The organism is Chryseobacterium sp. UNC8MFCol (assembly GCF_000482305.1).
Classification (GTDB): Bacteria; Bacteroidota; Bacteroidia; order Flavobacteriales; family Weeksellaceae; genus Chryseobacterium; species Chryseobacterium indologenes.
Window position 1 is genome coordinate 455,326 of record NZ_KI535291.1, and the last position, 14,431, is coordinate 469,756.

Genomic DNA, 14,431 nt, shown 5'->3' on the forward strand with positions numbered 1-14,431 from the left:
TCTTTAAATCAATTTATAATGGTAGAAATGTTTATAAGACGAAAGGTTCTTTCGTTGGTTATTTCCATAGTATTTGTACTCCTGGGAATTATGGCCTTGCTGAAGATGCCGATTACCCAGTTTCCCGATATTGTACCGCCTTCTGTAACGGTAACAGCAAAATATACAGGAGCCAATGCGGAAGTGTCAGCTAATGCTGTAGCACTTCCTCTCGAACGGGCCATCAACGGAGTGCCGGGCATGACCTATATGTCTACGGTTACTTCAAATGATGGGCTTACCCTTATCCAGGTGTTTTTCGAAGTCGGAACAGATCCTGATGTAGCAGCAGTCAATGTACAGAACAGGGTAACTACAATCCTTGATGAACTTCCCGAAGAAGTAATCAGGGCCGGAGTTACCACTGAAAAGGAGGTGAACAGTATGCTGATGTACCTCAATATTACCAGTACTGACCCAAGCCAGGATGAACAGTTTATTTACAACTTTACAGACATCAACGTTCTTCAGGAATTGAAACGTATTGATGGAGTAGGTCGTGCCGAGATCATGGGACAGAAAGAATATTCTATGAGGGTATGGCTCGATCCCCAAAAGATGGCAGCCTATACTATCTCTGCAGATGAAGTGATCAGCTCACTCCAGAAGCAGAATATTTCCGCAGCACCCGGAAAAGTAGGTGAGACCTCAGGAAAAACTTCCAGTCAGCTGCAATATGTAATCAAATATAAAGGTAAATTTTTCGAACCTAAGCAGTACGAAGAAATTCCTATCCGTGCTGATATAGACGGAACGATCTTAAAACTGAAAGATATTGCGAAAGTGGAATTCGGAGCAATGAATTACGGAATGGTTTCCAAAACAGACGGAAGACCTTCTGCGTCCATTATGATGAAACAACGTCCCGGGTCCAATGCTTCTGAAGTGATTGAAAGTGTAAAAGCCAAAATGGAAGAACTGAAAGTCTCCTCTTTCCCTCCGGGAATGGAGTATAATATGGCTTATGATGTGTCCAGGTTCCTTGACGCATCCATCAGTGCGGTATTGACAACTTTGATCGAAGCATTTATTCTGGTAGGAATTGTGGTATTTATCTTCCTTCAGGACTGGCGCTCAACATTGATTCCCGTACTGGCGGTTCCGGTAGCATTGGTAGGAACTTTTGCCTTTATGAATATGCTTGATTTCTCCGTCAACCTGTTGACCTTATTTGCCCTCGTCCTCGCCATCGGAATTGTGGTGGATAATGCAATTGTCGTCGTGGAAGCCGTTCACGTTAAAATGGAAGAAGGAATGAATGCCATGGATGCCACGGTAAGTGCTACAAAAGAAATAGCGGGAGCGGTCGTAGCAATCACCATTGTAATGTCTGCCGTATTTATTCCCGTAGCATTTCTGGATGGGCCGGTTGGTGTTTTTTACCGTCAGTTTTCACTGACGCTGGCGATCAGTATTGTGATTTCAGGGGTGAATGCCTTAACGCTTACGCCTGCGCTGTGTGCTATTATTTTAAAGCCTCATGCCCATGATAAAAAGAAAACCATTATCGACAGGGCTTTCCATAGCTTTAATATAGGTTTTGAAAGACTGACTAACGGATATGTAGGTATATTAACAAAATTTGCCACAAGAACAACCGTTACGTTCGGCTTACTTTTCTTATTTATAGCATTAACTTTTGTAACCAGTAAATTCCTTCCGACCGGATTTATTCCGATGGAGGACCAGGGAATGGTGTACGTCAGTGTTACCACACCACAGGGAGCCACGGTGGAAAGAACAGAAAAAGTACTGGACGAAGTGACAGTGATGGCTAAAAAAATTGAAGGTGTGGAAAACGTAACAACACTTGCCGGATACAGTATTGTAACAGAAATTGCAGGTTCCTCCTACGGAATGGCAATGATCAACCTTAAAGACTGGAAACAACGAAGTATTTCAGTGAATGATCTGATTGCTCAACTTTCAGAAAAAACAAAAGGTATTGCCGATGCCCAGATAGAAATCTTTGCTCCACCAACCGTTCCCGGATTTGGAAATACCAGTGGCTTTGAATTGCGTTTACTGGACAGAACCGGCGGAACAATCGAAAATACCGATAAGATCACGAAGGATTTTGTTAAAAAACTGAATGAAGCACCGGAACTCCAAAACAGCTTTACCAGTTTCGATGCTACCTTCCCGCAATATATGATCAATGTAGATTACGATATGGCCGCGAAGAAAGGAATTTCTGTAGACAATGCAATGTCAACACTGCAGACTATGTTAGGTTCCTATTATGCAACGAACTTTATCCGTTTTAGTCAGATGTATAAAGTGATGGTTCAGGCAAGTCCCGAGCACAGGGATACCCCAGAGAGTATTTTGAATTTATATTTAAAGAATGACAAAGGCGAAATGGTCCCTTTTTCAACATTTATCACTATTGAAAAAGTATATGGTCCCGAAGTGCTGACAAGGTACAATATGTATATGTCGGCCATGATCAACGGGGAACCTGCGGAAGGGTATAGTTCCGGTGATGCCATTGCAGCCGTAGAACGCGTAGCTAAAGAGGTACTTCCGAGAGGTTTCGACATAGAATGGTCGGGAATGACAAGAGAAGAAATTTTGTCCGGAAACCAAACCGTTTATATTTTCCTGATCTGTCTATTGTTTGTATACCTTTTGCTGGCGGCGCAGTACGAAAGTTTCCTTCTTCCTATGCCCGTACTCTTAAGCCTGCCAACCGGGATCTTTGGTTCATATATCGCATTGGTATTGGCCGGACTGGATAATAATATCTATGCACAGGTTGCTCTGGTCATGTTGATCGGGCTTTTAGCTAAAAATGCCATCCTGATTGTAGAATTTGCCGTAGCCAGGAATAAACAGGGCTTTGATATCATTCCGGCCGCTATTGAAGGGGCAAGACAGCGTCTTCGTCCTATCCTGATGACTTCTTTTGCATTTGTGGCAGGTCTTATTCCTCTGTGTATTGCATCAGGAGCCGGTGCGATAGGAAACCGGTCGATTGGTACGGAAGCAGCAGGAGGAATGCTGATCGGAACTATTTTCGGATTGGTAGTCATCCCCGGGCTGTATATATTCTTTGCAAAACTTGAAAATAAGAAGAAAAATGAAACGACTAAATCATAGAAATATAGTATTCGGAATTGCTGTCATAAGCCTTAGTTCCTGCGCAGTACCTAAAGTGGCTGATGTAAAAAAAGCCCGGGAGCTGCCGCAGGAAATTCTCAAAAAAGGGAATAGTACAAATTCAGAGGAATTTCAACAACTCAATTTGAAAGAGTATTTTACAGAACCACAATTGTTGGAGCTCTTTGATAAAGTAGTTCAGGCTAACCCTGATTTTCAGATTGCCCAACAGAGAGTAGAAATTGCCAATAGCTTTCTTCAGCGTTCCAAAATGGATCTGTTGCCCTCTTTGGAAGTGGGAGTAGAGGCTTCAGGCAACCGTTACGGAAAATATACCATGGAAGGAGTAGGAAATTATGATACCAATCTTTCTCCTAATATCACTGAGGAACAAAAGATCAACAGAGACTTTACACCCAATTATTGGTTGGGGGCAAGGAGCAGCTGGGAAATTGATGCCTGGGGTAAGTTAAAAAATAAAAAAATTGCAGCTCAAAAGAAATTTCTTGCTTCTGCGGAAGGGCTAAGGCTCTTACAGGTAGAGCTTTTTACTGATATCGCCAATTTATACTATCAACTGGTGGCTTTAGACAACCGTCTTGCCATTTATCAGAAAAATTATAACCTTCAGCAGCGCGCCTTTGAGATTGTTTTGGCCCAGCGTGAAGTCGGAAAAGCTACAGAACTGGCGGTACAGCAGTTTAAAGCTCAGAATAATAACTGGCTGGCTGAAATTGAACACATCAAAGTTGAGATTGTTACCGTTGAGCAAGCCATTACTACCCTCACCGGAAGCTATGGTGGTGATGTAAAACGAGGAAAGACCTTGATGCCTACCAATATGGATGTTTTAAATAAAAATATTAATGTGGAAGCTGTTATTCACTCTCGTCCTGATGTTGCAGCCAATTATTATGTGCTGGAAGCCTCGCAGGCCGACGCCAAAGCGGCAAGAGCTGCCTTCTACCCTAAAATAGACCTTGGTGCCGGTTTCGGGCTGAATTCTTTTTCCGTGGAAACGTTATTCAAACCAAGTTCCTTAGCAGGGCAATTGCTTGGTGGGCTTATGGTGCCCGTCTTTAATAAAGGACAATTGAAATACGAATTTAAAGTAGCCAGCAAAGAACAGGAAATCGCCTTTCTGAACTATCAGAAAAGTATTACCACCGCATTCAATGAATTGCAGTCTATTCTGAAGCAAACTAAAATCTACGAGAGGGTTTTACAATTAAAATCTGAAGAAGTGGGATTTCTGGATCGGGGAGTAGAAGTCTCTAATGACCTCTATCTGACAGGATATGCGAATTATTTTGAACTGATCAATTCTCAAAAGAGCAAATTAACTGCTGAACTGGATTTATTACAGTTCCAGCATCAGAATACCAGGAATAACGTCCTTTTGTTTAAAGCACTCGGAGGGAAACTGGATTGATTATACTTTTTTACGATGGATGAAGCTGCCTTTTCAGGTGGCTTCTTTTCTTTTTTGTGAAATATCATCCGGAATATTTATAACTATATGATTCGGATATAAAAAAGAGACTGCCCACGGGCAGTCTCTTTCTGTATTGTTTACAATAAATCTGCTTTGAATGACAGAAATATTTTATCGGTAAATATTATTTGACAATCTGAATTTCAACAGCTGAAAACCCTTTAGGAGACTTCTCTTTTTCAAAAGATACCTTGTTTCCTTTTTTCACAGGTTCCGCACAGTTGTTGTTGTGGAAGAAGATATTTTCTTTGGAATTATCTTCTGTAATAAAACCATATCCTTTTTCACTCAGGAACGTAACAATTCCTGTTTTTCTTGGATCTTCTTCAATGATAGGAGCTGCACCAAGCTGAATATCTTCAAGGTTGATTTCCTGTCTTTGCTCAGGGGGAGTAGATGTTAATCTTCCGAATTCATCTACGTACATGAATACATCTTCCATATCCTTCCCTTTGTTGTTGTTCGTTTTACGTTCTTCGCGTCTTAGCGCCTTTTCTTTTTGCTTTTGAATTTTTTTCTTGAAATTTTCCTTTTTAGAAAAAGAATCTGCCATAAATTATTTTTAGTATTTAGTTTCTATAAATTGTTAAGTTCAATCTGGTCTCTTGCAGACCTTTAAAGCCCGTCGATGTTTCCTGTCCTTGGATTTTTTTCCAATCATCCAGAGCTTTAAAATTCCGACAAGTATTGTTCTTAATAGAAGAATAAAAGTTAAAAATATGGCTGCTCAAAAAGCAATGACTGAATGAATTATTCGAGTCGTTACAGAAAACAAAGTAGTGACTTGATTATAATATGCAAATATACAACAATAAAATGAATAATCCTGTTTTAAATGATTGATTATCAGAAAAGGTTATTATTAAGAATTTTATAAATCATTTTATAGTAATGATGATGGAGTATTCAAAAGGATTTACCAAAAAATCCCCAGAAACCTGAGGATTATGAAAAAAAATATATTTTTGTATGAATGTGGTGTGCGATACTCGCCAAAGTATCAAATGCTGTGCCTAAAATTCTTTATTGATGGGGGTTTTCAGTGTAAATTTCATTTTATCCTGGTCTCTTAAAATGTATCTGTCTGGTAAATAATACCATAATGATAAAATTGTTTGTGATAAAATTTTGATTTTTATTTTGACCTGATTCAGGAAACGGTAACTGATACTTTAGACAACTTCCGAAAAATTCACCATACTGTGGTGCGTTTTATTGTTCATCTTTGCTGTATTAACATTTAAAAATTACAAAATGTCAACACAAAATGTACAGGGAAAAGTTGTTTTAATTGCCGGTGGAGGCAAGAATCTTGGAGGATTATTAAGTAAAGATTTTGCCGCAAAAGGAGCAAAGCTGGCCATTCATTACAACAGTGAAAGTTCTAAGGCCGAAAGTGAAAAAACTCTTGCAGAAGTTCAGGCATTAGGTGCAGAAGCATTCCTGTTTCAGGGAGATCTCACCAAAGTAGAAAATCTTACAAAGTTTTTTGATGAAACGATTTCCCGTTTTGGAGGAATCGATATAGCTATCAATACCGTAGGTATGGTCTTGAAAAAGCCGTTCACCGATACTACGGAAGCAGAATATGATACCATGTTCAATGTCAATTCAAAATCTGCTTACTTTTTCTTACAGGAAGCCGGCAAAAAACTGAATGACAACGGAAGAATATGTACAATTGTCACTTCATTGCTGGCTGCCTATACCGGATTGTATTCTACCTATGCGGGGGCAAAAGCTCCTGTAGAACACTTCACAAGGGCTGCATCAAAAGAATTTGGTTCAAGGGGTATTTCGGTAACTGCTGTAGCTCCGGGCCCTATGGATACTCCTTTTTTCTATGGCCAGGAAACAGACGACGCCGTTGCTTATCATAAATCAGCAGCTGCATTAGGAGGCCTTACCGATATCAAAGACATTGCCCCATTGGTAGAGTTTTTAGTAACCGACGGATGGTGGATCACGGGGCAGACCATCTTTGCCAACGGAGGATATACCACAAGATAGGTAAGAAATACCATAAAAAACTCATTGAAGCCATTTTCAATGAGTTTTTTTTATTTAACAGAAAAGTGGAAATTATGAAGTTTTCATTTTCCCTTTTTCAACTATACTTTTGATGATAAAAAATAAGCCAAGGATAATAAAAGGAATGCTTAAGAGTTGTCCCATATTTAAGCTCATACCATGTTCAAATTCAACCTGATCTACCTTGATAAATTCAATCAGGATACGCATGACGAAAATTAAAAGAATGCTTATCCCAAAGTAAAAGCCTTTTCCGATTTTGACGAAGTTTTTCTTATACATCAAGTAAACAACGGAAAATATGATCAGATAAGAGATCGCTTCATAGAGCTGGGCAGGATGCCTTGGAAGGTCGTCTACCTGTCTGAAGATAAAAGCCCACGGAACATTCGTTGGTACACCTATAATTTCTGAATTCATCAGATTCGCCAATCTGATAAAGGTACCTCCCAATGGTAATACAATAGCGATAGCATCCAGTATGGTCATAAAGGGGATCGCATACTTTCTTGCGTACAACAGCAGCATAATAATCAAACCGATACCACCACCATGGCTGGCAAGCCCGGCAAAACCTGTGAAATGATAAGCTCCATCAGGGCCTTTCTGGATGGGTAAAAGTATTTCTAAAGGATGTTGTGAGTAATAATCAAAGTCATAAAAAAAACAATGGCCCAGACGTGCTCCTAATAATATTCCGATCAGAGCATATGAAAACAGCGCTTCATGTGCCTGCATACTCAAATTTTCTTTTTTATAAACACTTTTTAAAATGTTGAAGCATAAAACAAGGCCTGCAAGAAATAATAGACCGTAATATTTTAAAGGAATTCCCAGAATATTTGCAATTTCGGGATTGACATTCCAGTCAATGTATAATAAACTCATTGTGCAAATATAAGAAAATACGAACTTTCACGTGATAAGACAGTAGATATCGGGTTCTATGATCTGAATCATAAAGTGTTAACTGTATTTTTTTTACCTTCGGTCAGATATGTTCTGCAAGGGTTGCTTTCTAAACCTACCACATTTTTCGTAAAGGCTTTATTTCTGATTGAAAGATAACTGCTGGAAAAAATCAATCTCAATACGGGTTGTTGCAACCTGTTGTAAGCTCAGTAATTTTAAAAAATAATGTTATGATAAAAGATATGTTGAATAGTGTTACCACTGGAGCTTTTGTTAAAGGAAGTGCAGTTCTGGGAATTGCCGCTTTTGCGGTAATGATGATCCGTAATGCACAAAAAGATTCAAAAGAGCTGCAGCTGAAACTTGATGAGCTGATTGCGGCTATTGAAAAAAGTAAGCATGATACCCTGGATGATCCAAAAGACGATATTACGCTCCAAAAAACGTCATATGAGCAAGATCCTGAAACTAAGAGGGACAATGAAGCCAGTCTGACAGAGGAAAGTATAACCTATTACAGATATAAATAATCCATCAGGATACTATTTCTTTTTTACTATTCATCACGTTATTTCATAGGATTTTATGCATGTACAGAAGTTTCTTGCTTCTAAGTCTTCCAAGTTCCTCATTGTACAATTTACTTTCTTTCCCAAACCCGGGTAATTTAAAATGATTCTTGAAGAAACATTTTATAACTTTAATAACAATATCAACGCCGAAACAAGTAAATATGCATCATCAGTTAGAAAAGCATTACGTAAACAGAGTGGGATGGCTCCGTGCGGCTGTATTGGGAGCAAATGACGGGTTATTATCTACAACAAGTATTGTCATTGGTGTTGCCGCAGCAGAACCGGCACGTCATATTATTATTCTTGCCGCATTAGCCGGAATGATTGCCGGGGCAATGTCTATGGCAGCCGGTGAATACGTGTCCGTAAGTTCCCAGGAAGACACCGAAAAAGCAGACCTTATCCGTGAAAAACGTGAATTGGAAGAAATGCCGGAAATAGAACTGCGGGAACTTGCTAAAATTTATGAAAAAAGAGGATGCAGCAAAGAAACGGCATTGCAGGTAGCTACAGAGCTTACAGAACATAATGCCCTGGAGGCCCATGCAAGAGACGAACTGGGAATCAATGAAATAACACAGGCAAAACCTTTGCAGGCAGCTATTGCTTCATTCGCATCATTTGCTGTAGGAGCCCTATTGCCTTTTACGGTTTCCCTCCTGGCTCCGATTAAACAAATGGTTTATTTTCAATATGGTTTTTCAATTATATTTTTGATGCTTTTAGGAGCTGTATCAGCAAGAACGGGAGGCTCACATATGGGGATCGCCATGGTGAGAATCTGTTTTTGGGGTACTGTAGCAATGGGAATCACAGCACTGGTAGGACATTTTTTTGGCGTTCATGTGGATTAGGTGTTTGTGTTTTTGCTATTGTCTATAATGTAAAAATAGCGACAAATACATGGTTTAAATTATGCAGGTTTTAAAATGTTTTTATTAATTATTATTTAGAATTAATAAAAATAAATACCTTTGCAGCAAAAATAAACTATGAAGAAGCTATTGTGTTCAATACCCTTATTGTCGGGAGTATTGATCGTTGCACAACACAAAAAAGACACAACGGTTCAATCAAAACACATTGAAGAGATTATTGTTTCGGGGGTAAAAAAATATGCCGAGAAAAAATCTGAATATGTTGCCAAAATGCCTCTTAAGAACCTGGAAAACCCGCAGGTTTATACCGTTCTTCCCAAAGAATTAATACAACAGCAGGTAGCGACCGACCTCCAGAGCTCACTGAATCTCCTTCCCGGAGTAAATAACGTATCCGTAAGTGTAGGAAGCGGAGGGGTAGGCCTCGGTCTTACCATGCGCGGATTCAGTTCGAATGCCTCGGCAGGAGCGCTGCGAAATGGTATGGCGACAAACTTTGTCTCTCTATCCGATCCTGTAAACCTTGAAGCTATTGAAGTGATCAAAGGGCCGTCCGGAACCTTATTCGGGTCTGCATTATTGGTAGGCTACGGAGGATTTGTTAACAGAGTAACCAAAAAACCATTACACCATTTCAAAGGTGAAATAGGGTATACTGCGGGAAGCTGGAGCAGCAACCGTGTCACGGTAGATGTGAGTACACCACTTAATAAGAACAAGACTTTTCTGGCCCGTATCAATGCCGCCTATAATAACGACGGAAGTTTCCAGGACTTCGGAAAATCAAAATCCGTGGCCATTGCGCCTTCTTTTTCCTTTAAAGTAAATGACCGCCTGGATATTAACCTTGATTTTGAATATTTTGATATTAGCCGTAATACTACTTATATGGGGCTGATAACAGGAAAAGATATTGTCTTCAAAGATAAAAGTATCAATGATTTTAATCTGGATAAAAAAATATCATACGCAAGTGATGAAATCCAGAGTAAAGCTAAAATATTCAACACTTTTGCCACGGCAAACTATAAAATATCAGATAACTGGGTTTCTCAAACCAGCTTCTCTTCTGCCAAAACAGAGAATGATGCCCATTATCTTTTCCTGAATTTATCCAACAAAGGAACTATAAGGAGAGATTATTACCATATCCCCAGCACGTTTAACCTGAATGAAATTCAGCAAAACTTTATCGGTAATTTCAATATTTCGGAAAAAATTAAAAATAAAATATTGGTAGGATTTGATTATACTACTACCAAAACGACAGATAAAAGAGGGGTAGTACAGGATATTGACCAGCAGATTTATAAAAATAAATTTGGTAATCTGGATAAGTTTGTTCCGGTTATGTTTAATGATGAAAGCTCACCTTATATTTCGCAGGCTGCCTATCAGGATATATTGGGGCGAACAAACTATAGAGGCTATAAGCGTGATTACAGAAACTTCAGTGTGTATGTTTCTGATGTGATCAATGTCTCGGACCGTTTATTTGCGATGGCTTCCCTTAGATATGATCATTTCAACAGTGTTTCCGATAAAGATATTCAAAACTCGTGGTCTCCAAAACTCGGATTGGTTTATCAGGTGATAAAAGATAAGGTGTCTTTGTTTGGAAATTATATGAACGGTTTTAAAAATATAGCGCCAAGCAGCTCATTAGGTGAGATAAGAACTTATAAACCGGAACAGGCAAATCAATGGGAAGGAGGTGTGAAATATGAGTTACTGGACGGTAAGCTTTCCGGAACTCTAAGTTATTATAATATTCAGGTAAAAGATAAAGTACGCAGTACACCTACAGAAAAAGACCCCACCCTTACCATCCAGGATGGAACCCAAAGAAGTCAGGGAGTGGAAATGGATCTGATCACATCCCCATTTCATGGATTTAATATTATTCTGGGATACGGCTATAATGACAGTGTCTATGAAAAAGCAAAAGCAGATGTACAGGGAAGAAGACCGGCCGGACAGGCAAGACACGCCGGAAACTTCTGGTTAAGTTATACCATTCCTTCTGGGAAATACTCAGGTTTTGGTATCGGCGCAGGGGGAAATGCACAATCCCAGTTCTATCTTGTAGACAGTTCTGATGTCGTATCTAAAGGATATGCAAAGTTTGATGCTTCTGTTTTCTATGATCAGTCATCATACAGAATTGCCCTCAAACTAAACAATTTTACCAATCAGCAGTATTACCTTGGCGATTCCTGGACGTATGTGCAGAATCCACGCCAGCTTTTACTTTCATTAAACTATAAATTCTAACTATATAAATAAAACAATTGCTAATGAGAACCGGATTATTATTTATAGTTCTATGGGCGGGACTGTTACAGTTCAAAGCACAGGCAACTCAGATTGAAAATATCAGTATAGGAATGAAAATTCCATTGAAATCGGAGTTTCTTCATGAAGAACGTTCCGTTTACGTGTCTCTTCCTGAAGGATATGATCAGTATACCAAAACAAGCTATCCCGTGATTTATGTATTGGATGCTGAAAATAATTTCAACTACCTTTCCTCAGTATATCAGTATTTGAGTAAAGAGCCATTTGGCATTTTACCACAAGCCATTCTGGTAGCGATAGCCAATACAAACCGTACCAGGGATCTGACACCTACAAAAGCTTCGAAAGAAATAAACTTTGCGGGTAAAAAACAGACAATGTTTACAGAAAGCGGAGGCAATGAAGTATTTATGAAGTTTATCAAAGAAGAGCTCTATCCGTTCATTGAAAAGAAATATCGTTCAAATGATTACAAAGTTTTGATAGGTCATTCATTCGGAGGACTTACAGCAGTCAATAACCTTTTGTCAGATCCGTTTTTTAATGCTTATATAGCCAATGACCCAAGCCTTTGGTGGGATAAAGAGCTGATGGTCAGAAAAGCAGAGAACTCGACAAAAGATTTTAAAAATATTAAATTTTTCCTCGCTCAGGCCAATAATGCAGAGGCAAGAAATGTTAAAGACGATGAACATGAAATCGCCATTGGTAAATTCAAAAACCTGCTGGAGCAGCAAAAGCTGAAAAACCTCAGCTGGAAATATGAATTCTATCAAAATGACGACCATGGAACAGTTCCTTTACCCGGTAATAATGACGGGCTACGCTTTATATTCAAATCAAATAAATGGAATTTCAGGGAGGCTCTGAAAGATCCTGCACTTATCAACCAGCATTATCAGGCATTTTCCAAAGATTTGAATCATACTTTTAAGCCTACCGAATTATTCTTTAAAAAGATAATTAACATCGCCAAAGAAAGAGGTACACCGGAATCGGTAAAAGCCTTGGAAAGGCTGGAAAAACAATATTATCCATCATGAAAAAAACAAACATGAATGATAAAGCGAAAATTCGAAAGAAAAAAGGAAAATCTCTTTTCAGCAGGATTGTAGCATGGCTTCACTTATGGCCAAGTATTGTTGCAGGAGTGATTCTGGTCGTGGTATCTCTTTCAGGAACCATTATTGTTTATTGCGACGAAATTATGGACTGGAGTGCCGGCAAGGCAAGATACGTCGCTGTTCCCGACAATGCAGAGCGGGTATCTTCTGACGTACTAAAACAGAATTTCAGGAAAGCTAATCCGGGGTACGACATTTCAGAGTTTGTGTTCTTTAAAGATCCGAAAAGAAGCGTCCGTATCAGGGCTTTCAGTCCCGAAGGGCCAAAGTTGGCCATGGTCTACGCAGATCCGTACACAGGTAAAATTCTCAAAAAAGATGAATCACTCCAGTTTTTCTTTGTCATGGCTCATTTTCATGCCTCGTTTCTGGCGGGAAAGACAGGAGGTTGGGTGGTGGCCCTCGCTACGATTATTTTTGTGATCAGCACAGTCACGGGGCTTATCTTGTGGTGGCCCAAAAAATGGAATAAAACCACGAGGCAGGCGAGTTTTACGATAAAATGGAAAGCACGATTCAAAAGATTTAATTATGATCTTCACAATGTATACGGCTTTTATTCGCTTCTTGTGTGCTTCATGCTGGGAATGACAGGGCTTATTATTTTCTTTGAACCTCTGATGAATACTACTGTAAAGATGACCAACGGGACTACAGAACATTTAATGGACATTCTACCCAGGCAGGATTCTACGAAAACAGCAAAGGATATTGTTCCGTTCGCTTATGAAGTACTGAACAAAAGTGGTGAAAAAGAAGTCAGTATCTGGAATTTTGAAAGAAAGAAACTGGGAGCCTATATTTTCACTTCAGGAAAAGTAGGACTTAAAAGTATTGAGCATGCCTCTTTGAGTATTTATGATATGTATTCAGGAAAAGAGATACATATCGGAAGAAAATATCTGCAACATGAAAAGACCGAAAATATAATCTGGCAACTGCATATGGGGCAATGGTGGGGACAGATCGGAAAATTATCTACATTTCTGGCCGGTATCATCGCTACTTCATTACCTATTACCGGGTTCCTGATCTGGTGGGGAAGAAGAAATAAATCCAAAAAGAAAAAAGAAACAAAAAATAATCATAAACACAGAGTATCGGCCCATCAGGGGCAAACTACCTGAAGCTTTATGTCTGATGGAAAAAGGTTATCTCAATGAGGTAACCTTTTCGTTTTACATCTAGTTTGTGATTTTTTTGGAATTTATAAATAATTGATTTACAGATTGTATTATACCTAACAAGTGTTAGTCGTAGAAATACGACACTTTTTCATATTTAGATAAAAATATTCTTCCGGTCAAATATTTACATCTAAATTTGGTGATATAACCAACCATCAATCATCAAATATTAACGATTAAAATTTACCATCATGGCAGAAAGAAATTCAAGGGGAATCTTAAAATTCAACAACGGGGAAGGTCAGAAGCTGTTAAAGCTTAACTACAGCGTATCAAGATCTACAGACGTTTCAGGACGTGTAGCATCAGATCCTTCCAATGCGTTAATCAAAATTACAGTAGAAGCTACAGAAAAAGCAGATATTCTGGAAAGTCTTCTTAACGGAAAGTACAAGCCTACAGTGGGCGAAGTAACTTTCAACAAGTCTCATGAAGAAGGAACTTTAACAACATTGAAATGGCAAAACGGGTACGTGATTCAGCATGAAGTGGATTTTGATGCCGTGGATGAAAACAGTATGTACATTTCTTTTGTTATAAGTGCTGAACAGATTGATCTGGGAACCTCTTCTTATCACGGAGCATGGCCTACTGCATAAGAATCTGATCACTTTAAAAACTTACATAAGAAAACAGAATAGTTCATCCGTCAGGACGCTGTTCTGTTTTTTTGTCTCCAATGATCATCAAATCTATGTTTTTAAATGTCTTGTATAAATTGCTGTTATTTTTTAAATATGATGGATATTAATTGGTTTTATATTGTGAAAAATTTATAACTTTATAAAAG

11 protein-coding genes are annotated in these 14,431 nt (G+C 38.8%); 9 read left to right on the forward strand and 2 right to left on the reverse strand.

All coding sequences use genetic code 11. The features are described 5' to 3' along the window. The first annotated feature begins 18 nt into the window (after positions 1–18). Complete coding sequence (locus tag M030_RS0119955; protein WP_027375024.1) at positions 19–3,141, forward strand: efflux RND transporter permease subunit; 3,123 nt, start codon at positions 19–21, stop codon at positions 3,139–3,141. Then, entirely contained in the window at positions 3,122–4,573 is a 1,452-nt protein-coding gene (locus M030_RS0119960; protein WP_027375025.1) for a TolC family protein, read from the forward strand. The genes M030_RS0119955 and M030_RS0119960 overlap by 20 nt, the downstream gene beginning before the upstream one ends. A 187-nt stretch (positions 4,574–4,760) precedes the next feature. Here the strand turns inward: M030_RS0119960 and M030_RS0119965 are convergent, their stop codons facing one another. Then, positions 4,761–5,189, reverse strand: coding sequence for a cold shock domain-containing protein (locus M030_RS0119965; RefSeq protein ID WP_027375026.1), 429 nt, complete (start codon positions 5,187–5,189; stop codon positions 4,761–4,763). Between the two features lie 701 nt (positions 5,190–5,890). Between M030_RS0119965 and M030_RS0119970 the strand changes: the two genes are divergently transcribed. Then, positions 5,891–6,646 (forward strand): SDR family oxidoreductase, encoded by a 756-nt coding sequence (locus tag M030_RS0119970; RefSeq protein WP_027375027.1) that lies wholly within the window; start codon positions 5,891–5,893, stop codon positions 6,644–6,646. Between the two features lie 72 nt (positions 6,647–6,718). On the opposite strand, the gene lgt is transcribed toward M030_RS0119970, so the two are convergent. Further along, positions 6,719–7,555, reverse strand: a complete 837-nt coding sequence (gene lgt / locus M030_RS0119975) for a prolipoprotein diacylglyceryl transferase (RefSeq protein ID WP_027375028.1) — start codon at positions 7,553–7,555, stop codon at positions 6,719–6,721. Between the two features lie 254 nt (positions 7,556–7,809). Here lgt and M030_RS0119985 point away from each other — a divergent pair, with 254 nt between their 5' ends. The 6 genes from M030_RS0119985 to tssD all read left to right on the forward strand — a co-directional run bounded on the left by M030_RS0119985 (position 7,810) and on the right by tssD (position 14,240). Further along, positions 7,810–8,109: a hypothetical protein gene (locus tag M030_RS0119985; RefSeq protein WP_027375029.1), complete on the forward strand. Its 300-nt coding sequence runs from the start codon at positions 7,810–7,812 to the stop codon at positions 8,107–8,109. 203 nt (positions 8,110–8,312) lie between these two features. Next, positions 8,313–9,008 carry a VIT family protein gene (locus M030_RS0119990; protein WP_027375030.1) on the forward strand — a complete coding sequence of 232 codons (696 nt, stop codon included), beginning with the start codon at positions 8,313–8,315 and terminating at the stop codon, positions 9,006–9,008. A gap of 138 nt (positions 9,009–9,146) precedes the next feature. Further along, the gene (locus M030_RS24580; protein ID WP_051585186.1) at positions 9,147–11,306 is read left to right on the forward strand and encodes a TonB-dependent siderophore receptor; all 2,160 of its coding nucleotides are present in this window, start codon (positions 9,147–9,149) and stop codon (positions 11,304–11,306) included. A 23-nt stretch (positions 11,307–11,329) separates the two neighbouring features. After that, positions 11,330–12,373: an alpha/beta hydrolase gene (locus M030_RS0120000; protein ID WP_027375031.1), complete on the forward strand. Its 1,044-nt coding sequence runs from the start codon at positions 11,330–11,332 to the stop codon at positions 12,371–12,373. Next, positions 12,370–13,581: a PepSY-associated TM helix domain-containing protein gene (locus M030_RS0120005; protein ID WP_228375302.1), complete on the forward strand. Its 1,212-nt coding sequence runs from the start codon at positions 12,370–12,372 to the stop codon at positions 13,579–13,581. The genes M030_RS0120000 and M030_RS0120005 overlap by 4 nt, the downstream gene beginning before the upstream one ends. Positions 13,582–13,832: 251 nt before the next feature. Continuing rightward, positions 13,833–14,240: a type VI secretion system tube protein TssD gene (tssD, locus tag M030_RS0120010; protein WP_027375033.1), complete on the forward strand. Its 408-nt coding sequence runs from the start codon at positions 13,833–13,835 to the stop codon at positions 14,238–14,240. Positions 14,241–14,431 lie beyond the last annotated feature (191 nt).